The 19,861-nt window shown below is 39.9% G+C and carries 20 protein-coding genes; 15 read left to right on the top strand and 5 right to left on the bottom strand.

The window, feature by feature from the left end; translation table 11 throughout:
- Window positions 1-46 precede the first annotated feature (46 nt).
- The 3 genes from KP803_RS10060 to KP803_RS10050 all read right to left on the bottom strand — a co-directional run bounded on the left by KP803_RS10060 (window position 47) and on the right by KP803_RS10050 (window position 3,257).
- Complete coding sequence (locus KP803_RS10060; RefSeq protein ID WP_248008692.1) at window positions 47-1,948, bottom strand: GGDEF domain-containing protein; 1,902 nt, start codon at window positions 1,946-1,948, stop codon at window positions 47-49.
- A 268-nt stretch (window positions 1,949-2,216) separates the two neighbouring features.
- Entirely contained in the window at window positions 2,217-2,741 is a 525-nt protein-coding gene (locus KP803_RS10055; RefSeq protein WP_248008691.1) for a hypothetical protein, read from the bottom strand.
- A 141-nt stretch (window positions 2,742-2,882) separates the two neighbouring features.
- Window positions 2,883-3,257, bottom strand: a complete 375-nt coding sequence (locus KP803_RS10050) for a YgiW/YdeI family stress tolerance OB fold protein (RefSeq protein WP_345791554.1) — start codon at window positions 3,255-3,257, stop codon at window positions 2,883-2,885.
- Window positions 3,258-3,469: 212 nt separating this feature from the next.
- Between KP803_RS10050 and KP803_RS10045 the strand changes: the two genes are divergently transcribed.
- A complete protein-coding gene (locus KP803_RS10045) occupies window positions 3,470-4,930 on the top strand; it encodes a cobyric acid synthase (RefSeq protein WP_248008690.1) in 1,461 nt (486 codons plus the stop codon).
- 95 nt (window positions 4,931-5,025) lie between these two features.
- Here KP803_RS10045 and KP803_RS10040 read toward each other — a convergent pair whose 3' ends face one another.
- Entirely contained in the window at window positions 5,026-5,463 is a 438-nt protein-coding gene (locus KP803_RS10040) for a DUF3069 domain-containing protein (protein ID WP_248008689.1), read from the bottom strand.
- A gap of 136 nt (window positions 5,464-5,599) precedes the next feature.
- Between KP803_RS10040 and KP803_RS10035 the strand changes: the two genes are divergently transcribed.
- On the top strand, window positions 5,600-6,562 hold the full coding sequence (locus KP803_RS10035; protein WP_248008688.1) for a GGDEF domain-containing response regulator: 963 nt from the start codon (window positions 5,600-5,602) through the stop codon (window positions 6,560-6,562).
- Between the two features lie 110 nt (window positions 6,563-6,672).
- On the top strand, window positions 6,673-7,668 hold the full coding sequence (locus KP803_RS10030) for a Solitary outer membrane autotransporter beta-barrel domain (protein WP_248008687.1): 996 nt from the start codon (window positions 6,673-6,675) through the stop codon (window positions 7,666-7,668).
- 24 nt (window positions 7,669-7,692) lie between these two features.
- On the opposite strand, the gene KP803_RS10025 is transcribed toward KP803_RS10030, so the two are convergent.
- Window positions 7,693-8,925, bottom strand: a complete 1,233-nt coding sequence (locus tag KP803_RS10025) for a GGDEF domain-containing protein (protein WP_248008686.1) — start codon at window positions 8,923-8,925, stop codon at window positions 7,693-7,695.
- Between the two features lie 235 nt (window positions 8,926-9,160).
- Between KP803_RS10025 and KP803_RS10020 the strand changes: the two genes are divergently transcribed.
- From KP803_RS10020 to KP803_RS09965, 12 genes are all read left to right on the top strand, one after another.
- Complete coding sequence (locus tag KP803_RS10020) at window positions 9,161-9,526, top strand: late competence development ComFB family protein (protein WP_248008685.1); 366 nt, start codon at window positions 9,161-9,163, stop codon at window positions 9,524-9,526.
- A gap of 11 nt (window positions 9,527-9,537) precedes the next feature.
- On the top strand, window positions 9,538-9,822 hold the full coding sequence (locus tag KP803_RS10015; protein WP_248008684.1) for an HlyU family transcriptional regulator: 285 nt from the start codon (window positions 9,538-9,540) through the stop codon (window positions 9,820-9,822).
- Between the two features lie 300 nt (window positions 9,823-10,122).
- On the top strand, window positions 10,123-11,673 hold the full coding sequence (locus tag KP803_RS10010; protein WP_248008683.1) for a Re/Si-specific NAD(P)(+) transhydrogenase subunit alpha: 1,551 nt from the start codon (window positions 10,123-10,125) through the stop codon (window positions 11,671-11,673).
- Window positions 11,674-11,685: 12 nt separating this feature from the next.
- Window positions 11,686-13,083: a Re/Si-specific NAD(P)(+) transhydrogenase subunit beta gene (pntB, locus tag KP803_RS10005; RefSeq protein ID WP_248008682.1), complete on the top strand. Its 1,398-nt coding sequence runs from the start codon at window positions 11,686-11,688 to the stop codon at window positions 13,081-13,083.
- Window positions 13,084-13,223: 140 nt separating this feature from the next.
- Window positions 13,224-14,678 carry a sensor histidine kinase VxrA gene (gene vxrA, locus KP803_RS10000; protein WP_248008681.1) on the top strand — a complete coding sequence of 485 codons (1,455 nt, stop codon included), beginning with the start codon at window positions 13,224-13,226 and terminating at the stop codon, window positions 14,676-14,678.
- Window positions 14,653-15,312, top strand: a complete 660-nt coding sequence (gene vxrB / locus KP803_RS09995; protein WP_248008680.1) for a response regulator transcription factor VxrB — start codon at window positions 14,653-14,655, stop codon at window positions 15,310-15,312. The genes vxrA and vxrB overlap by 26 nt, the downstream gene beginning before the upstream one ends.
- Entirely contained in the window at window positions 15,312-16,190 is an 879-nt protein-coding gene (locus tag KP803_RS09990; protein WP_248008679.1) for a DUF2861 family protein, read from the top strand. Before vxrB ends, KP803_RS09990 begins: the two co-directional genes overlap by 1 nt.
- A gap of 59 nt (window positions 16,191-16,249) precedes the next feature.
- Window positions 16,250-17,446, top strand: a complete 1,197-nt coding sequence (locus tag KP803_RS09985) for a conjugal transfer protein TraF (protein WP_248008678.1) — start codon at window positions 16,250-16,252, stop codon at window positions 17,444-17,446.
- A gap of 62 nt (window positions 17,447-17,508) precedes the next feature.
- Window positions 17,509-17,655: a YoaH family protein gene (locus tag KP803_RS09980; protein WP_248008677.1), complete on the top strand. Its 147-nt coding sequence runs from the start codon at window positions 17,509-17,511 to the stop codon at window positions 17,653-17,655.
- Between the two features lie 394 nt (window positions 17,656-18,049).
- Window positions 18,050-18,787 carry a substrate-binding periplasmic protein gene (locus tag KP803_RS09975; RefSeq protein ID WP_248008676.1) on the top strand — a complete coding sequence of 246 codons (738 nt, stop codon included), beginning with the start codon at window positions 18,050-18,052 and terminating at the stop codon, window positions 18,785-18,787.
- 117 nt (window positions 18,788-18,904) lie between these two features.
- On the top strand, window positions 18,905-19,324 hold the full coding sequence (locus KP803_RS09970; RefSeq protein ID WP_248008675.1) for a gamma-glutamylcyclotransferase family protein: 420 nt from the start codon (window positions 18,905-18,907) through the stop codon (window positions 19,322-19,324).
- Window positions 19,325-19,462: 138 nt separating this feature from the next.
- On the top strand, window positions 19,463-19,855 hold the full coding sequence (locus KP803_RS09965) for a hypothetical protein (protein WP_248008674.1): 393 nt from the start codon (window positions 19,463-19,465) through the stop codon (window positions 19,853-19,855).
- Window positions 19,856-19,861: the final 6 nt, after the last annotated feature.

Here is a 19,861-nt window from a genome sequence, read left to right as displayed (position 1 = left end):
TAAGTTAGCTATTCAGATATGAACGTTGCCAATAGGGTTAGAATGACTACGCAATTGCTTCATTTTCTTGACTTGTCACTATAGATATACAGTTTTTTCCTGAGCTTTTGGATTCATAGAGAGCAAGATCGGATCGTTTATATGAGCTTTGTACGCTGTCGTCTATATCGCTAATGCCACCACTAACAGTGACCGAATTATTATGATCAAGGCTAATAGCGATTCTCAAACGATTGAGTACCATTTCAGCTTCGTTTAGATCGGTATGAGGCATGATTAATCCGAACTCTTCACCACCGATACGAGCAAGAAAATCAGTCTCTCGAATTTGTTCTAATATTATATTCGAAACAGACTTTATTACGCGATCACCTTCGTCATGCCCAAGTTGATCGTTAATACGTTTAAAATTATCGATATCGATGATAGCGAGACAAGATTTATATTTGGTAGGGTATCGACGTGATCGTCGCGTTTCTCTGCGCATCTGTTTATCGAACTTTCTTCGATTCCAAAGTCCACTTAGGGCATCTTTCTCACTGAGTACTCTGAGTCTATTCTCAAGTTCCTTACGTTGAGTGATATCGACAAAAGAACCAACGTAATAAACGACTTTTCCTTTGTGATCGGTAACGGTTTGGATTCGTAAAATTTCGGTTAACAGTGAACCATCTTTGCGTCGATTAACGACTTCACCCTCCCAGAAACCTTGTTCTAACAGGAGTCGCCACATTTTGATGTAAAACTGTTGTTGATGCTTTCCAGATGAAAAAATCGCGGGGCTTTTACCTTTTACCTCTTCAAGAGCGTAACCGCTTAGCCTAGTAAACTCTTTGTTGACTGAAACAATGCGATTATTATGGTCAGATATAAGGACTGCAGACATTCCATCCATTGCAATTCGAGCTATTTGGCTCTCAATCGAGTGCTTTTTATGTCGCCGGTTCCAATTACAAAAAATTAAACTAAGTAGAGCTGTAATGATATAGACGGTTGTTCCTAACAGTAATAGATCAGAGTATTTATGATCGACATATTGACTGATTTTCTGGTCAGGGATATTCAACACAAGAATCAAGTCCCTGCCTAATAGTCGGCTAGAAAGCGTTACCTTAGAGTAGGACCACCAAGATTCAGCATCAAAAATGAATCCTGATGGGGCTATTTTTGCTTGCTCCCATAATTTAGGAAGTAAAATACTTAGATTGTAAGTCTCGTTTTCAGGAACGATATCCCCAAGTAATTGACTGAATGTTTGGCTTTGTAGTAGGAAACCATTCGTTTTAAAAATGTCAGGTTTAGGGTGATCATCAGAGCGGTTATCTAGCGCACCATAGATGACGTCAAAGTTTAGATTCGCAATGAAGTAACCGTGGCGTTTATTGTTTATATCAATGGGTGTAATTAATCTTAATGCGGGAGTAATTGGGCTGAGTATTTTACCATGTTCATACTCGACATCTATCCCAAAGCTTCCTGACTCATTTTGTTTTAGCGACTGAGCGTATTGAAAGTAATCACGATGTGATTTGTTCTGTAAATACTCATCCGTTACGACTTCGACAAAGTTATCGACACTATTTATTCGTATAACTTCCTGACCGGTAGTATCAATAAACCTTAAGTGAGAAAAGTATTTCTTAGACCTTGAAATCAAAATCCAAAGGTCTTGAACGGCCTCGAGATCGAGAGAGTCTTTTTCAGATATAGCAGAATGCAGTAACCGGTTACTTGAAAGTATCTCAACAGTGGCATCGATATCGAGCAGAATAGCTTGCAGTGATAACTGATTTAATTCTAGTTGCGATCGAGTCTCTTGTTCTACTAATGAGAACGCTCTCTCTTCAATACGCTTTAACTCAGTTGAGAAAAACAGCGTAGGGACGATACTCAGTATGATAAATACGAGAATAAATTGAAGAAGTAGAGAACTAGGTTTGGCCGTCATTGCACTGTGGTCAGGGAAATAATGGCTCTATCATACCTGACTTGGTAGTTATATTCGTGATACGAGTGGCATATTGAAGTTACTGCTACATATAAGCACTGTTATTGAATGATTTAGCACTTAAGTGTTAGGGAGCGCGTTGTTAAGGAATTTTATTTGTGGGTATGAAGGAGCTTGAGGGAACAAAAGCCGAAATGCCATAAAAGAAGACTGCCGATGATAATACCGACAGTAAATGGTCTTCTTTTTGTGTGCTAGGGTACGATAGTTAGTAGTTAAAACGTGCTGCTATTGAAAACTGTGGGCCATAAACTCCATCATTACGAGCTCCAGCAAATAAAGACAGTGCTTCAGTGGAATGAAAGTTTAGTCCGGCATGAAAGACAGAGCGTTCTTTATGCAAGCCGATACGACCCGTTAATTCAATTTGATTAGTCATCCAGACTCGGCCACCTATGTTAAATTCAGGTTGAAATGCCGAGTCTGAACTTGAAGAATCTACGAAGTTAACATGGTGAATAAGAATTTGGCCATAAATATCAGCAAAAGAACCTATCGGTCCGTTAAAACCAACACCGGCAGCTGCATCCCAATCGTTCTCAAACGATGTATCAACTCGGCCTACGAAGTGAGCATTCTCCATTAATAGCATGCTAAATTCTCCGCCGATGGTTTGCGGCCCAAATCCACCTCGAACTTCAAAATAGTTGTAGCTAAAATTATTAGCCTGCGCAAAAGGGGATAATAAAAGGGTAAGCGCGATAAGGCTAAATTTGCTGGATACTTTTAACATAACTGCTCCGTAGTCATTCAGTATAGTGATGTATATTTGACGTTACGGAATAGCCTGCAATAAGCAGGCCATAATAGTGCTTTTTAAGAACTAAGTTTTTCTATATAAAGGATAATTCTAATTTGGGTGTAAAAGTATCTTTTATAAGACAACTAAGTGTTCGACTTCAACTTCAGGTGTTGATCCTGTTTCATATTCACCAAAAATTCGAACGGTCGTTTCGTGGGAAAGTGGTTGAGCCAATATAATGTCGTCGAGTTCTACTTGAATCTCACCAGTAGCGTCGGCAAATATAAATCGGTCTTTAGATATTTGTTTTACTAAGTGCCCCTCAAGTACGACATCGCTATCGGAATACAGAGACGCGTCTTCGGCAATTTGATTTACAGTAGTTACTTCAATCGGCCCTGTATATTGAATGTTAGGCTCTCCTTTATGTTTGTCTTTGGCAAACGCTGGTGCTGTAGCTAGGGTAAGGGTTGATACGGCAGCAAGAGTAATGAGTTTCATGTTCATAATAATTCCTTATAAAGTTTGGTTGTGTTTTAGTTTTCGAAAAGCAGCATTTAGTAATAGCTTCCCGACAATGCCCATTAAAAAGCTTTTGAATTGAATATCTGCTGAGAAAACCATTCATAATCAATTCACGATATTGAGTAACGGCTCATACCCACGTTACTATTAGGTAAACCGTTAGTACGACGAAAAAGGCTAGGTATAAATAGAATATGAAAACGACGTTAGAGTCTTTGATGGTCCAAGGTACTACATCTGATGCCGGAAAAAGTGTGTTGGTGGCAGGCTTATGCCGTGTTTTAAAACGAAAAGGGATCTCTGTTGCCCCTTTTAAGCCACAGAATATGGCATTAAACAGCGCTGTTACTGAAGATGGTGGGGAAATTGGCCGAGCACAAGCGGTACAGGCCCAAGCGTGTGGTCTTAAGCCAACAATACACATGAACCCCGTGTTGTTGAAACCATGTTCCGATACGGGTGCACAAGTTATTCTTCAAGGAAAGGCAATCACCAATATGGAGGCCGTGGGATACCACGACTATAAGTTGGTGGCGATGAATTCTGTCATGGACTCATATCAACGACTGTCTGACAGTTATGACAGCGTTGTCATTGAAGGGGCAGGGAGTCCTGCCGAAATAAACCTTAGAGAAAATGACATCGCGAATATGGGCTTTGCTGAAAAAGCGGATATACCCGTAATCATTGTCGCAGACATAGACAGAGGGGGTGTTTTTGCCCACTTAGTAGGGACCTTAGCTCTTCTTTCTGAAAGCGAGCAAAACAGAGTTAAAGGCTTCGTCATTAATCGCTTTCGAGGTGATATTGCTTTACTTCAATCGGGGTTAGATTGGCTTGAAGAGAGAACAAAAAAGCCAGTACTAGGTGTATTACCTTATTTGCACGGTTTTGACCTTGAAGCGGAAGATGCTATCAATGATCGTCAGGTGGAAAATAGTGATACGAAGTTGAATGTCGTCGTTCCTGTACTTACACGAATTAGTAATCATACGGATTTTGATGCACTTCGACTCAATCCCGATATCAACTTTAGATACGTTGGCAAAGGTGAAAGGCTAACGGGTGCTGACCTCATCATTATTCCTGGTACTAAATCAGTTCGTAGTGATCTTGAATATTTACGCACCCAAGGCTGGGACGACGATATTAATCGTCATATTAGGCTTGGTGGCAAAGTCATTGGTATCTGTGGCGGTTATCAAATCCTCGGAGAAACGATAAACGATTCGTTCGGTGTTGAAGGCGCGCCAGGAACAAGTGAAGGGTTAGGGTTGCTACCAATAACGACAGACCTAACTCAGCAAAAAACACTCTCAAATGTCGGTGGTACGTTAAAGCTATTTGGTGAGGAGATATCGATAAGCGGCTATGAAATTCATGTTGGTGTATCCGAGGTTAACGCTACACAGCCGATCACGCTAGAAACTGGTTTCTTAGATGGGGCTATATCGAGTTGTAACCATGTGTTTGGAACCTATTTACATGGCCTATTTGATGCATCTGAAATAGTGCCTCTTATTGGGCGTTGGGTTGGCGTTGAAGAAATTGAAACTGTTGACCATGTTAATAACAACGAAAAAGCGATCGACCGAATTGCAGATGCGATAGAGGATCACATGGATTTGAAGAAATTGTGGCCAAGCTTATTTTAAGAAGGCTGTCTTCAAAGTTTATGATTAAAAGATAACAAAAGCCGCCATACACGGCGGCTTTCTATTTAATTGCAAAGTGAGCAATATTCATTTTACTATTTTGCGAAAACTTCACGGAAGTCTTTTTTCAAAATCGCATCTCTTCGAGCTTTTTTGATCTGCTTAACCATATCTTTCACGCAATTATGTAAAACTTGATCAAGGAGTTGACTACGATAAGCTTCTTTATCCTCATCGGTCATATCTTTTGGTAAATCAAGAGTAGGGAACTCTTCCATCAAATTTACACCAGCAAATGCTTGGCTTACCGAAATAAGAGCGTGAAATTGTTCAAAATTGTCGAGAACGTTTTGTGCGCTCGCTGGCAGAGAATCCCAGGCTTCTCTCACTGCTTCTTCCGAAACCTCATGAATAGACGTCACCATAAAGTACATTGCTTCAGGAACTTGATCGAACTCAATCACTTGTTTCAATTCAGCTGAAACCGTTGATAGGTCTACTTTAGGCTGTTCTGTTTGTTTTTCGTCAGTCATGACAATATCTCTTAAAATAAAAACAACATGCTAAAAACTTACACCCAAAAGTCAACAAGTAAGAGGCAATTAACTAATGAAAAATGTAAATTGAAGTGCTATAAGTCTTAATGAGACAATTTTTTTAAGGGATATTATGACTGTAAGTGGATCCTCAATGAGAATTTTGCTTGTTGATGACGTACAAATGGATCGAATGCAGTTAGCGATTCGACTTAAACAACTTGGGCATGATGTAGAAGCCGTATCAAGTGGTAAAGACGCGTTATCAGTTTATTTAAAGTTCGATCCTGAATTAATCCTATTAGATATCACTATGCCTGACATGAATGGGTTTGAAGTGTCTCAGGAGATCAGACGATTATACCCAGATTGGATTCCGATTATTTTTCTTAGTAGTCATGAAGAACCGAGTATGATTGCTAAAGCGATTGATGCGGGTGGAGATGATTATCTTACTAAACCCGTAGACAAATTGGTTTTAAATTCAAAGCTTATCGCAATGCAGCGTATTGCCCAAATGCGTCGAGAGCTCAAGCGAGCATCAATTAAATTGCAAGAATTGAATCAAGCTCTTCAACATCAAGTCAACGAAGATGGACTAACTGGTCTGTATAACCGACGGTTTATCGACGAAAAGCTCAACGATATGATAAGTTGGCATGGTAGGCACTGTTTCCCGTTAACTCTAATCCTAATTGATGTTGATAATTTCAAAGCGTTTAACGATAACTACGGTCACATAGAAGGCGATAAGTGCCTGATTGAGATTGCAAAGTTAACGAAAGAACTTTTTTCGCGAAGTGCGGAATACGTTGGACGCTATGGAGGGGAGGAGTTCGCTATACTGCTTAGCCATACTGACAAAGAGAAAGCTGTAACGTCGGCAAAACGTATCAAACAAGCATTACATGACGCTTCTTTACCCCATGAATACAATGAAGACTTTGGTGAAGTCACTGTATCTCAAGGTATATATAGTTTGATTCCAAATGGACATGAATCGATTAATGACATTTATCTGAATGCCGATGCTGCATTGTATGAAGCAAAACATCAAGGTCGAAATGCCTATGTATTAGCGGAAGGCAATAGATGAGTTCTTAAACTGATTAAGCAGGATTTAGCTTTCATCTATTAAACTGTTGATTTTGTGCTTAGTAATAGGTCATGATTATGCATTATGTTTGATTAGTGAAATGAGTCTTTATGATTTATATGTCATATGTTAGAGGGTTTCTTTTATGTAACTTTCTAATTACCCTTCTTATCTCATCAACAGTAGACGCCTCACCGAGCAAAAACTTTCAAACGCAGTTAGAGCAGACCTTTGCTGCGGCACTCATACTCATGGATAGTGATGTATTAGCCTTTGGAATTCACGATTTCGACCCAAATGATTGGTTTCATTTAGAAAATGAAGACATAGGAACCGATGATTCCATTGCACTAAGAAATAGAATTCAGGTAACGACCCTCCCTTACACGCTAGATTTAAGTAATGAGGAAGCGAAAAATAGACACTTTCTGATGTTTCGAGTTTCTGGGTTAGTATCTGAAAAAAACATTCAACTCAATGGACAAACACTGGAGGACCGAAGTAAGGATAGAGTGTTAGCTGGTAGTGTTGCTTATAAATACCAATACAATATAAACGATAAATGGGCGATTGAGCCTGCATTTTCAACACACTTGATGCAGTACAATAACAAATTTGATTATCGAAGTGACGAACTGACACAAGTCAAAGATCAACTTGATGGTATCTACGTAAATACAACGGCGTGGTCGATGATTTACGAACCGTCTCTAGCTTTCAAATATACACGTGAAAAGCCTTGGGGGAGTTGGGGGCTAACTTCTACATGGCACTACTTTTATGGGCATGGATGGGGAGACGCCAACCAGGGAAAAATAGGCAATACAGAAGGGTGGTACGTCTCTAACGGAATTCGATCGATTTACAATTTCGATCAGTGGGGTAAAGCGGTGCAGTCTATGTATTCGAGCTTTCGCCGTATAGATTTAGGTGCTGATATTGAGAAGCCTCTCGGAACTGGGCACTACTATGAAGCATCAATTGGCTGGTTAATGACCCCTCCGTTTGATACCGAGTGGATAGAGAATGTCGGCCTTGGGCTCAATTTTAATTATGGCAGCGCATTAAAAGGAGGCAGTATCGTACTGTTCTTCAACCAGTCTTGATATTACGCTCCCCTAATGAATAAACTAATGAGACACCTTATTTCTACCTGTTTGTTTCGCTTTATAGAGCGCCTTATCCGCAAGTTTTATCACATTATGAGGTTTTTTATCGGTTGTAGAGTCTGCTACGCCGATACTAATCGTGACATTAACCGTCTCTTTACTTGGAGTTTTACCGCGCTTTGATGCACCTTTCTTTTTATCTTTAGGCCTAGTTGCAGCATTTCGAAGTGCCATCTCATATTGCGCAATATCTTCTCTTAGAATCTCAAGGTGCTCTAAAGTATCAGATAGGTATTTACCTTTAAAAACCGCTGTAAACTCTTCACCACCATAACGGTAGACCTTTGCTTTACCGCCAATTAGCGTTAAACGAGAAGCGACTAACTTCAGCACATCATCGCCTGTATCGTGGCCATAAGTATCGTTAAAAGACTTGAAGTGATCGATGTCTATCATTGCTACAGAGTATTTTCGACCTAATTGCTTAATGTCCATTTCTAACGCATGTCGGCCAGGAATGCCCGTTAAACCGTCATTGAACGCAAGTTCATGACTTGCTGAAATTAAATGAAGAAGAAGAAGTACACCCGCTAGGGTAAACATCGTACTAGAAATAAAGGGAACTTCGAAAAAAACAAAAGTAATACTTGCAGTAATGATTGCGGAGTATGCGACAACATCCGCAATACGGTTATTTCTTAAAACCAAAATTGCGGTAATGCCTGAAAGCGCAAATAAATATAAAACAAGTACAAACGGAAGCTTTGATACCTGAGGTACGACGAACAGAAGTCCTTCTCTAAAGTGAGATAAACTATCTTCGCCAAAATGCGTAACGGTTAAGTATGACCAAGCGACTAACATGAAGTTGATCAATACGAATAATAAAAAACCTTTGCTTGTTAAACGAGAGTCTTTAAATGCATAAGTGAGCAAAGCAGCAACGGGTAATAGAAATGCAAGTAGAGAGAGCTCTAAGAGCGTTGTACCGGTACCAAGAGAAGATTGAAGACGATGTTGGATCACCCAGTAACTGATTAGCATTATCAGAGCGATCATAGCACAACGACTCTGGCTAAACGTATGGCTCATAAGTAAAGCAATCAAAAAAAGTACGATTGGCAGGTTAACTGCAATATCCAAATTACCTTGAGTCACGGTGATAACGTTTGACATACCGAGCCATAAGGAAGCGATTAAGAGTAAAGGAAAGGAGACCCTAAACCAATTAGACGTGACAAAAGATGGAGACATTATAAAAGCAAAATACCAAATAGTGATTGAATAAAGATGTTTAGCACCCTTTTAGGATACTTCTATTTACTGATTTGCCAAGCTTTTTGCTAAACTAATGAGATAAAGATGAATAAAGTAATTTTAGTTTATCATCTTCAATTAACAATACTTGTTGTTAATTGTTGGGTGCGCTAAATTAAACTTAAGATAGAGCCGACGTTTAGTCGTTATGTGTTTGATTAAGGAGTAAATTATGCAGATTAGTGTGGATGTTCACAATTACATGGAAACGCTAGTTGGACATGTACTCGCCGATGACCCTTATGCTAGTAACTATAGTAATGAACAACTTGCCGATATCGCGTGTTTAGCATTGAGTCAACTGCGCCCAATCTATATTCGCCACGACATCGATTTTTTGTCAGCGCTTCCTGAATCAAGACTCATAATTCTAAAGAACTATACGAAAACGGCGATTGAAAATGCGGAGTCAATGATTCAAAAAGATCGTCGGGCCCGTAGAGGTGACGATGTACCAGTTATGTTTAGTCATCCCCGCTTCGATGACGATGTAGAGTTAGAGTGGTTTGAAAAACCGCTCATTCAAAATGAAAAGTAGAGGAAAAATAAGTGGGATTATTTTCGCGTTTGTTCGGATTTGGCAATAAAAGTTCTAAGACCGAAGTTGAAGTAGAACCTATAGAGTATAAGGGCTTCTTAATTTATCAAGAGCCTATTGCAGAAGGTGGTCAATATCGAATAGCGGGGCGGATAACAAAAGAAGTAAATACGGAGTTGAAATCTCACCGTTTTATTCGATCTGATGTGCTATCAAACAAAGACGATGCCAATGAACTGATGTTAAAAAAATCGCAAATGTTTATTGACCAAATGGGTGACAATATTTTCTCTTAGTTGAGAACTTAGCTGATACCAACTTGATAGAAATCATAAATAGATGAGTCGTGAGCAGTTATGCTTACGGCTCTTTTTTTTGTATGTTTAATTACTTGTTTCTTATCATATTTTATAGATCTGGTTTGACCTCTGCTTTCTTATGTAAACGTTGTTTTTTTTCAACATAAGCAGCAGAATCAATTTACACAACGAGTTGCAAGTAATGATTTTAAGTACTTTTACTACAAATTGCTTGCAGAATAGGCAATCGTTAGTTAGAAAAGTAATAGTCATTGTGCCAATAGTGAAGGAATAACTATGCAAATTGGTGTACCTAAAGAAATTCTCGCGGGTGAAACGCGAGTAGCTGCATCGCCGAAGTCGGTGGAGCAGTTGATAAAGCTTGGCTTTGAGGTTTCCATTGAAACCGGGGCTGGCAGTTTAGCTAGTTTTGATGATTCAGCGTACGAAGAGGCTGGCGCTACCGTCGCGTCTTCAAGTGATGTATGGCAGTCAGATCTCATCTTTAAAGTTAATGCGCCTATTGTTGATAAAGACAATGGTCTTGACGAAATTGCACTATTTAAAGATGGTGCGAGTCTTATCAGTTTCATCTGGCCTGCTCAAAACCCTGAATTAATGGAACAACTTTCATCCAAAAACATTAATGTTATGGCGATGGATGCTGTCCCTCGTATTTCAAGAGCTCAAGCTCTAGATGCATTATCCTCTATGGCGAATATTGCTGGTTACCGTGCTGTTGTAGAAGCGGCTCATGAGTTTGGGCGTTTCTTTACTGGCCAAATCACGGCGGCAGGTAAAGTACCACCTGCAAAAGTTCTGGTAGCGGGAGCTGGTGTGGCAGGTCTTGCTGCAATTGGCGCTGCAGGTAGCCTTGGTGCAATTGTTCGTGCATTCGACGTTCGCCCAGAAGTAAAAGAGCAAGTTCAGTCGATGGGTGCAGAATTCTTAGAAGTCGACTTCCAAGAAGATACAGGCGCTGGCGATGGTTACGCTAAAGAGATGTCCGATGAATTCAACAAAAAAGCTGAAGAGTTGTACGCGGATCAAGCTAAAGACGTTGATATCATCATTACCACGGCACTCATTCCTGGTCGCCCTGCACCCAAGCTAATCACCAAAGAGATGGTTGATAGCATGAAAGCCGGTTCTGTTATCGTTGACTTAGCAGCAGCGAATGGCGGTAACTGTGAATATACCGAAGCAGACAAAGTTATAACAACTGAGAATGGTGTTAAGGTTGTTGGTTATACGGATATGGTTGGCCGCTTGCCGACTCAATCATCTCAGCTGTACTCAACGAATATCGTTAATCTTATTAAGCTACTGTGTAAAGAGAAAGACGGAAACATCAATATCGATTTTGAAGATGTTGTTCTTCGTGGTGTGACTGTCATTAAAGAAGGCGAAGTCACTTGGCCTGCTCCTCCTATCCAAGTCTCAGCTCAACCACAAGTTAAACAAGAAGCACCAAAGGTTGAACCAAAAGTTGAAGAACCAACATCACCAGTGAAAAAGATCATTGGCTTTGGTGCAGGCCTAGCCGCATTTGGTTGGGTAGCATCGGTTGCGCCCGCTGCATTCTTAGCTCACTTCACGGTATTTGTACTTGCTTGTATTGTAGGTTACTACGTAGTTTGGAATGTATCACATTCCCTGCATACACCACTTATGTCAGTAACTAATGCTATTTCTGGCATCATCGTTGTCGGCGCATTGCTACAAATTGGTCAGGGAAGTGGCGTTGTAACTTTCTTATCATTCATTGCCGTGCTCATCGCAAGCATTAATATCTTTGGTGGCTTTACTGTGACCAAACGTATGCTTGAAATGTTCCGTAAAGACTAAAGGGAGTAACAAATGTCTGCAGGATTAGTACAAGCGGCTTATTTAGTTGCTGCTATCTTTTTTATCAAGAGCCTTGCTGGTCTTTCTAAGCAAGAAACTGCACGTGCTGGTAACTACTACGGTATTGCTGGTATGGGTATCGCACTTATTGCGACGATCTTTGGACCAAGTACAGAAGGTATCGCTTGGATTCTTCTTGCTATGGTTATCGGTGGTGCAATCGGTATACACTATGCGAAGAAAGTTGAAATGACTGAAATGCCAGAGCTTGTTGCAATATTGCACAGCTTTGTTGGTATGGCGGCGGTATTAGTTGGCTTTAACAGCTACATCGATCCACCTGCTGTTATTTCAACGACGCCAGCGGATATTCATGCTGAGCATGTTATTCACCTTGTTGAAGTTTTCTTAGGTGTGTTCATCGGTGCGGTAACCTTTACTGGTTCTATAGTTGCATTCGGTAAACTTCGTGGTGTTATTTCTTCATCTGCGTTGAATATTCCTCATAAGCATAAGTGGAACCTGCTTGCGATCGTTGCATCAGTTCTATTGATGATTTACTTCGTTAAAGCTGACGGCAGCATGTTTGCAATGCTTGTCATGACGTTGATTGCTTTTGCTTTTGGTTATCACTTGGTTGCTTCAATTGGTGGCGCAGATATGCCAGTGGTTGTTTCAATGCTGAACTCTTACTCAGGCTGGGCAGCGGCGGCAGCAGGTTTCATGCTAGCAAACGATCTTCTGATTGTGACTGGTGCCTTAGTAGGTTCCTCAGGTGCCATTCTTTCTTACATCATGTGTAAAGCGATGAACCGCTCGTTCATTAGCGTTATTGCAGGTGGTTTTGGTCAGGAAGTTAGCACAAGTGGTAGCGATGAAGATTACGGTGAGCACCGTGAAATCAATGCAGAAGACGTAGCAGATATGCTTAAGAATTCATCTTCTGTCATCATCACTCCTGGATACGGAATGGCAGTAGCTCAGGCGCAATACCCAGTACACGAAATTACAGAAAAGCTTCGTGCACATGGTGTTAATGTTCGTTTCGCAATTCACCCAGTTGCGGGGCGATTGCCTGGTCACATGAACGTATTACTCGCGGAAGCAAAAGTACCTTATGACATCGTTTTAGAAATGGATGAGATTAACGATGATCTAGGGTCTACAGATACCGTTCTTGTTATCGGCGCGAACGATACCGTTAATCCAGCTGCGCTTGACGATCCAAATAGCCCAATTGCTGGTATGCCGGTATTGGAAGTTTGGAACGCTGAAAACGTTATTGTGTTCAAGCGTTCGATGAACCCTGGTTATGCAGGTGTGCAAAATCCACTGTTCTTTAAAGAAAATACCCAGATGCTATTTGGGGATGCAAAAGAGAGTGTTGACGCTATCTCTAAAGCACTATAAAAACAGTCGTAAACAAAAAAGCCAGCATTTATGCTGGCTTTTTTTATGATTGATTATTGACGTTGATATCACAAACGATATGTATTCTTATGACAGAATGCTTTATAGTTCTTTCACGTAAATTATTTTGATTATTCACTTTGATTAAACGCGCATTCCAATTTTTAGTATTAAGTTTAGCTCTCGTCACTAACAGTGCCATTGCTGACTCTTTACCTGAAAGAATCGAAAATTTTATCAGCTTATTCAATTATAACGATGCCATTGTCTCTTATGACATTCGAGTTATTCAGGCTGAATACCCAACAAGACTAATTACACCTGACTCACTGTTACCTAGAACCGCAGAATATCCTTTAAGGGACATTCAAAAACTCTATAAGTTGTCCCAATCTTGTACAGGAAAACTGCCGTTAAGCCCCTTAATTACAGAGCCTTTAGTTTTTACTAGAGCGTTATGTAAAGAGACAAATCTATCAGTTCGTTGGTTTGCAAGAAGTGGATTAATACACCCAGGTGGAGGCTCATATGCCTATCGTTGGGTGAATAAATTTCCTGAAAAGAAAGAGCTCCTGGAGATGTTTATGCATATCCAAGAGAGACCGCTTTCTTTACCAAATACCTTACTAGGTAGGCTACAACGAATGGATCCAAATAGTGTTAGCGCACTGATTGGCGGATCCAAAATGTTCATTGAGCAAGATGAACTATGGTTAAAGCAGGGTAATCTCTACCACATATTTGCAGCTAACCGATGGAAACCAAATGTGAGTAAAGCGGAATTGAGCTTTACCTTGTCTAGTCAAAGCTCGACATGTTTTGTACAGCGTGGAAACATGTGTTGGGATATAGAGGATCATTCAGACGTACTAAGGATCTCAATGATCGCATTAGTCGTAGCCAATATTTTATTGGTCATCGGTTGGTCTGCATATCGTTGGAACTCAAAACGACAAGAAATGAAAAGTCGTATGTTGGTATTACAAATTCTGACGCACGAACTTAGGACGCCAATTGCGAGCCTCTCACTGACAGTAGAGGGCTTTAGACGAGAATTTGAGCAATTACCAGAAAGTGTATACGATGAATTTAGGCGTTTGTGTGAAGATTCGAGAAGATTAAGACAATTAGCGGAAGCAAGTAAGGATTATTTGCAGTCTGATAACAAACCCCTCAATACAGAATGGGTACCATCAGTATCAGATTGGCTTGAATATAAAGTATCCGATGAGTTTACTGCTGATGTTAGCTTAGTTATCAATGAAGATATTGCAGCAAAGCTCAATGTATACTGGTTGAGTAACTGTATAGACAATTTAGTACGTAACGCAATCAAATATGGTGTCGCACCGATAACCATTGACGTTACCACCTCCGCAGATCGTTTGACGATCAAAGTGATAGATCAGGGTGAATTATCACATCGAGATTGGCGGAACTTGAGAAAACCGTTTGTAAGTAAATCAGGCCTGGGATTAGGTCTGACGATTGTTGAATCAATGGTTGGTCGAATGGGTGGCAAAATGTCCCTTATTGGCCCACCAACTACATTTATTTTGGAGATCCCCTGTGAAACAGACACTGCTACTCGTTGAAGATGATAAGAATTTAGCTGATGGCCTTTTAGTAAGCCTTGAGCAAGCAGGTTACGAATGTCTACATGCGGAAACCATTTCCGCGGTAGCACAGTATTGGGAAAAAGCAGATCTCGTGATCCTAGATCGCCAATTACCCGATGGCGACTCTGTAGAGCATCTAATAGGTTGGAAACAAATAAAGGATGTACCTGTTATTTTGCTGACCGCATTGGTTACAGTAAAAGATAAGGTTGCTGGACTAGATGCTGGTGCCAATGATTATTTAACCAAACCATTTGCGGAAGCAGAACTTTTTGCTCGTATACGTGCTCAACTACGATTACCAGAGTCAGAAGATCAAGATGACTCAAAAGTGGTTACAACACATTTAGTGATTGATAAAGCGACACGCGAAGTGTTTTATCGTGACGAAGCGATTACGTTAACTAGGACTGAGTTCGACTTGTTACTTTTCTTAGCGAGTAACCTTGGTCGAGTCTTTACCCGTGACGAGTTGCTCGATCACGTATGGGGTTACAATCACTTCCCAACGACTCGTACCGTAGACACGCATGTGTTGCAATTACGTCAAAAACTGGCAGGTCTTGAAATCGAAACGCTACGTGGCGTTGGTTACAAGATGAAAGCGTAATGCGCAAAATAGTCACATTTCTATGTATTACTATTTGCTTACCTTTGGTGGCAAATAGTGCTGATTGGTTTGAGTCTAATACACCATTGACTCAAGCTCATCAGTTTCTGCTCGATGATGATTTAGATTCAATGTTCGGTTCTGTTGTCGAGGTTTATCAGCAAAACGATAGTCGCTCAATACAAGAGCATTTGAACAACTTATTGCTTCACTCACTTGAAGTAGACTGTGGAAAAGGGCTCGACAACAAAAGACTTCCTGATTGGATAGAAACCGCTTCTCTTAGAAGAACCAATATTCAAAGCCCGGGAAGGGATATGTACAATGTAACAATTTCTATTAAGTCTAAAAAAGAAATTGAAAACATAGTTTTTAAACGTTGGGTTGATAAGCCGCTTTCAACAGATAGCGAGTTCGCGATTACAGAGCCAAATAATCAAGAAAATGATAGTAAGATCTATCAGAAAAGATACAACCTAAACAGTCGAGTCCCAATGGGGCTCTACCGCTTAGATGTAACGGCTAGCGATCAGGAAACCTGGAGTTCCTGGGTGGTATTAGTTGATTCGAAAGCGAAACAAGTCGTTCGTTGGCAATCAAAAGACCAATGGTCTGTCGAAAAAAATGCGCTATTAAACGAAAATTGCCCTTTGCCTTCGTTAACCGTTGCACTCTATGATTATGTCGACGGAAACTATAACGAAGTGTGGAGTCGAAGCTACGAATCTGATTACCCGACGTCGTTTGAACCTAGGAACATAACACCAGAAAGGTACGTTTTAGCGGTCTCTATGACTAACCAAAGGTGGCAAGGTCAGATATTAATCGAACAATCTCAAATAATTAGTAAAACATATGATGTTTCTGTAGAGGATTAGCTAAAGTTAATAGACAATAAGTCGTTATAAACCTTAAGGGAATAGACGTTTATAATATTATGAAAAATTCGATTAGATTTTTGACTTTATCTATAGCTTTAGCCGGAACATCAGCCAGCGCTGCCAACTATGCCATCGAAGCACGTGGAGATGCAATGGGTGGTGTAGGCGTTGTCTCTGCTAATTTTCTCACCGCGCCTTTCTATAATCCAGCCTTAACTGCAATTTACCGCCGCAATGATGATGTCGGTATGATTATCCCAAGTATTGGTCTTTCATATAATGATGAAGACAATATGGTCGATGATCTAGATACAGCTTCATCCCTACTTGATAGTTCTAACCCTGATGATATAGCAGCTTTGCAAACGTCTTTGGATTCATTAGAAGGTGACCAAGCCAAACTAGAGCTGGGTGGTGTAGTCGCATTCGCAATCCCAAATCAATATGTTGCTGCTAACGTATTTGGCAAGGTTTATACCGAGTCATTTGCATCTCCAGACATATATACCGGAGCTAATACAGGAATCAGTCCTGATGCAGATACTCTTGTAAATGCAGCTTTGAGCACAGTAAATGCAGTAGCGATAGGCGTTACAGAAGTAGGTATATCGTTCGCTAAATACCAGACATTTCTAGGTCAACATATCGCTTTTGGCGTATCACCAAAACTTCAACGTATCTATACATATGTTTATTCAGCAAACCTTAACAACTATGATATTAAAGATGTAACTGAAAATGGTACAGGCGAAACTATGTTTAATCTCGATGCGGGATTTCTATGGTTTCATGGGCCACTAAGAATCGGTGTAGCTGCTACGAACTTGGTTTCAAGAGATATAAACACTATAGCTTACACTGATACACTAGAATACTCATACGGTGGGACGACGTATAGTCGAGACGTTGACATTGGCTATGCCTACCAAATGCGCCCGCAATACACAATCGGTGCAGGTCTTGTTGCTGACTACGCGACTATTAGTGTTGATTACGACATCAATGAAGATGAACGTTTCACTGGTTTTGATGATAATACTCAGTGGTTAAGGGTAGGGGGCGAGATAGATATTATGCGCCAATTGAAGCTACGTGCAGGGTATAAACGTAATCTCGCTTATGAAGATAGTGATGATACGATTACCGCCGGTGTCGGAGTTTCACCACTTAATCTTTTTCAACTAGATATTGGTGCGAGTTACACGAATGAGAACTCTATGGGTGTTTACTTAAATTTCTTAGGTAGTTACTAAAACGCTATCGCATCACGTAAATTCATTATATAGTCGGCTCCTCAATTTAGAGGAGCTTTTTTATGTTCGATGATTTATCCCTTTCCCATGAAGAACAGCAAGCGGCTGTTGAAAAAATCCAAGAGCTAATGAAAACGGGTATTAGTACCGGCCAAGCAATAAAACTTGTTGCTGAACAGATCCGTAAAGAGCATGAAGAAAAAGAGTAGGGCAACGTCCTACTTTACAACCTAATGCACTATAACAAATTATATTGTATTAGAATCAACGCAGACCTTGTGCCAAAATCATAATATATCAATTTTGTTATCTCTTTTTTCTAGTAAGAGTGTTCGTACGGAATTCATCATTAGTCGCTATTTATCAATAATTTAGTGTGGAGCTTTACTCTGATTGTCACGTTACTTACGTATGTTATGTAATTAAATTACAAGCTTGTTTAATTACCCATAAAGTACCAGTTTAAAGCTCTACTTTAATACAATGTCACGTAGTTCATTATAAGTACACTCGAATAAGTTACGATGTAAAATTTACTATAAATGGAGCGACAGAACCTAGCGATGCTAAACTTTAATAATGTCAGTTGTTTTGGATTTAATAATGGCTAAATGGGTGACCATTCTTTTTCTAGTGAGTTCACTTTGTAAAGCTAAAGACGTTGTTACTTTGGCTTCTGGTGAATGGTATCCCTATCAGTCTCAAAGCCTAAGACAAGGTGGGTATGTTTCTCATATTGTTAGCGAAGCTTTTAGGTTGGAAGGATATGAAGTGTCGGTTCTTTATTATCCATGGGCACGGGGATTCGACAAAGTGAAATTGGGGGATATTGACGGTTCATTTTCTTACTCAAAAACAGACGATCGCGAAAAGTACGTACTGTATTCAGATATCATCCTTTCGTTACCTATCTCAGTTTTTCACTTAAAAGGGAATGAAATAGAGTGGGAAAACATTGACGATCTGGGGAATTATGAGCTAGGTGGTGTACTTGGTTATGATTACGGCGTTTCAGATCTAGAGAAAGAACGTGTACTTACTATAAACAGAATTCAAAATCAGATGGGAAACTACCAAAAACTGCTAACAGGCCGTTTAGACGTTCTGTTCGAATATCCGCATGTTGCAGAGTTTTTCATAGAAAAACTTCAAGCGAAAGACCAAATAGTCATGCACTCTAAACAGTTCAAAGTACTTTCATACTCACTAATTATATCCAAGAAATCCAAGCGCTCGAAAGAGCTTATAAAGGCATTTAATCAAGGGCTAAGAAAGTTACGTGAAACCGGCATGTACGAAGAGATTGAATTGAATGCAACGCTAGGTTTGTATGAAAAGTAAACTATGACCACACAACTTATTGATGTAAGTTGAATTTTATTTTTTTTAAAGCACTATATACAGATGTGTAAAACGGAATGATTCCGTCTATAAAGCGTTAGGAATACAGAGGATATCGTGCATAAAATTTTTGTATTTGGCACTTTGAAAGAAGGCTTTCCAAACTATCAAACCAACAAAGGTATCAGTTTTCGAAACGAGTTTGTTACCAAGGAAAACTACTCTCTATACCTCATTGGCGACAGATACTCTCCTTGGCTAGTTTTTGAATCAAACTGCTCCTCTCCTGTTAAGGGGCAAGTTTTCGAAATCAACGATGAAGCTTTAGCTGCTATGGATACGCTAGAGCGAATCAACGAACCAGATGGTTATCGCAAATTTGATACCACCGTTATCTGTTTGGAGTCCGGTGATGAGTTTACAGTCCTAGCTTATGGCAAACCTCCAGAGATGCTAGATAAGTCGGCAATTAAACTCAAGTTATCAGGTGAATACAATATCGAACATGCAAAGCTATATCGCAGTCGGTATTCCTAACAAACTGCTCAACAGGATTAACAAACGTTCGGCAGTTTTGGTTTGTTTAGCTTTGGTGTTTACGGTGGTAAATTTTGGCTAAGTGGTTATGTTTGTTAACCTATTAGCAGAGCGTTATATCCCTGAACGAGGAGTTTTATGTCAGCCGAAACTTTACAAATAATATTATCACTAGTATCTGTTAGTGCTGCTTGTACAAGTGCATATTTTGCTTATGTTGCTATAAAAGCAAGTAAGAAAAATGCGTTTCTTAAAGAACGCCATAAGTTGGCATTGGCTGCAAAAGATTTATATATTGCTTTTAACCGTGAGTGGCAGTACTTTCGAATAGATAATCATCAAGATAAATGGAAGATTTTGATGTCATCTGAGTATTTTGTCTCGGCAGAATTATACGCTAGCTTTCAAGAAGTAATCATAGAACTTCGCAATTTTGATGTTGAGCTTAAATTTTCTGAAAAAGACGAAAAAGCTCATAAAATATCAAAAATGTTAGAGAATATACAATGTGATAAGCGACTTGATGAATAAAACTTG

The organism is Vibrio amylolyticus (assembly GCF_023145695.1).
GTDB lineage: Bacteria > Pseudomonadota > Gammaproteobacteria > Enterobacterales > Vibrionaceae > Vibrio > Vibrio amylolyticus.
This window is presented reverse-complemented; position numbering and strand designations above follow the sequence as displayed.

Excerpts from the sequence above, each read along its gene's own strand:
- KP803_RS10010 (WP_248008683.1), top strand. The coding sequence starts at position 10,123 with ATGCAAATTGGTGTACCTAAAGAAATTCTCGCGGGTGAAACGCGAGTA.
- KP803_RS09990 (WP_248008679.1), top strand. The coding sequence starts at position 15,312 with ATGCGCAAAATAGTCACATTTCTATGTATTACTATTTGCTTACCTTTG.
- KP803_RS10050 (WP_345791554.1), bottom strand. The coding sequence starts at position 3,257 with ATGAACATGAAACTCATTACTCTTGCTGCCGTATCAACCCTTACCCTA.
- KP803_RS10040 (WP_248008689.1), bottom strand. The coding sequence starts at position 5,463 with ATGACTGACGAAAAACAAACAGAACAGCCTAAAGTAGACCTATCAACG.
- KP803_RS09975 (WP_248008676.1), top strand. The coding sequence starts at position 18,050 with ATGGCTAAATGGGTGACCATTCTTTTTCTAGTGAGTTCACTTTGTAAA.
- KP803_RS10060 (WP_248008692.1), bottom strand. The coding sequence starts at position 1,948 with ATGACGGCCAAACCTAGTTCTCTACTTCTTCAATTTATTCTCGTATTT.
- KP803_RS09985 (WP_248008678.1), top strand. The coding sequence starts at position 16,250 with ATGAAAAATTCGATTAGATTTTTGACTTTATCTATAGCTTTAGCCGGA.
- pntB (WP_248008682.1), top strand. The coding sequence starts at position 11,686 with ATGTCTGCAGGATTAGTACAAGCGGCTTATTTAGTTGCTGCTATCTTT.
- KP803_RS10025 (WP_248008686.1), bottom strand. The coding sequence starts at position 8,925 with ATGTCTCCATCTTTTGTCACGTCTAATTGGTTTAGGGTCTCCTTTCCT.
- KP803_RS09965 (WP_248008674.1), top strand. The coding sequence starts at position 19,463 with ATGTCAGCCGAAACTTTACAAATAATATTATCACTAGTATCTGTTAGT.
- KP803_RS10045 (WP_248008690.1), top strand. The coding sequence starts at position 3,470 with ATGAAAACGACGTTAGAGTCTTTGATGGTCCAAGGTACTACATCTGAT.
- KP803_RS10030 (WP_248008687.1), top strand. The coding sequence starts at position 6,673 with ATGATTTATATGTCATATGTTAGAGGGTTTCTTTTATGTAACTTTCTA.
- KP803_RS10055 (WP_248008691.1), bottom strand. The coding sequence starts at position 2,741 with ATGTTAAAAGTATCCAGCAAATTTAGCCTTATCGCGCTTACCCTTTTA.
- KP803_RS09980 (WP_248008677.1), top strand. The coding sequence starts at position 17,509 with ATGTTCGATGATTTATCCCTTTCCCATGAAGAACAGCAAGCGGCTGTT.
- KP803_RS10020 (WP_248008685.1), top strand. The coding sequence starts at position 9,161 with ATGCAGATTAGTGTGGATGTTCACAATTACATGGAAACGCTAGTTGGA.
- KP803_RS10035 (WP_248008688.1), top strand. The coding sequence starts at position 5,600 with ATGACTGTAAGTGGATCCTCAATGAGAATTTTGCTTGTTGATGACGTA.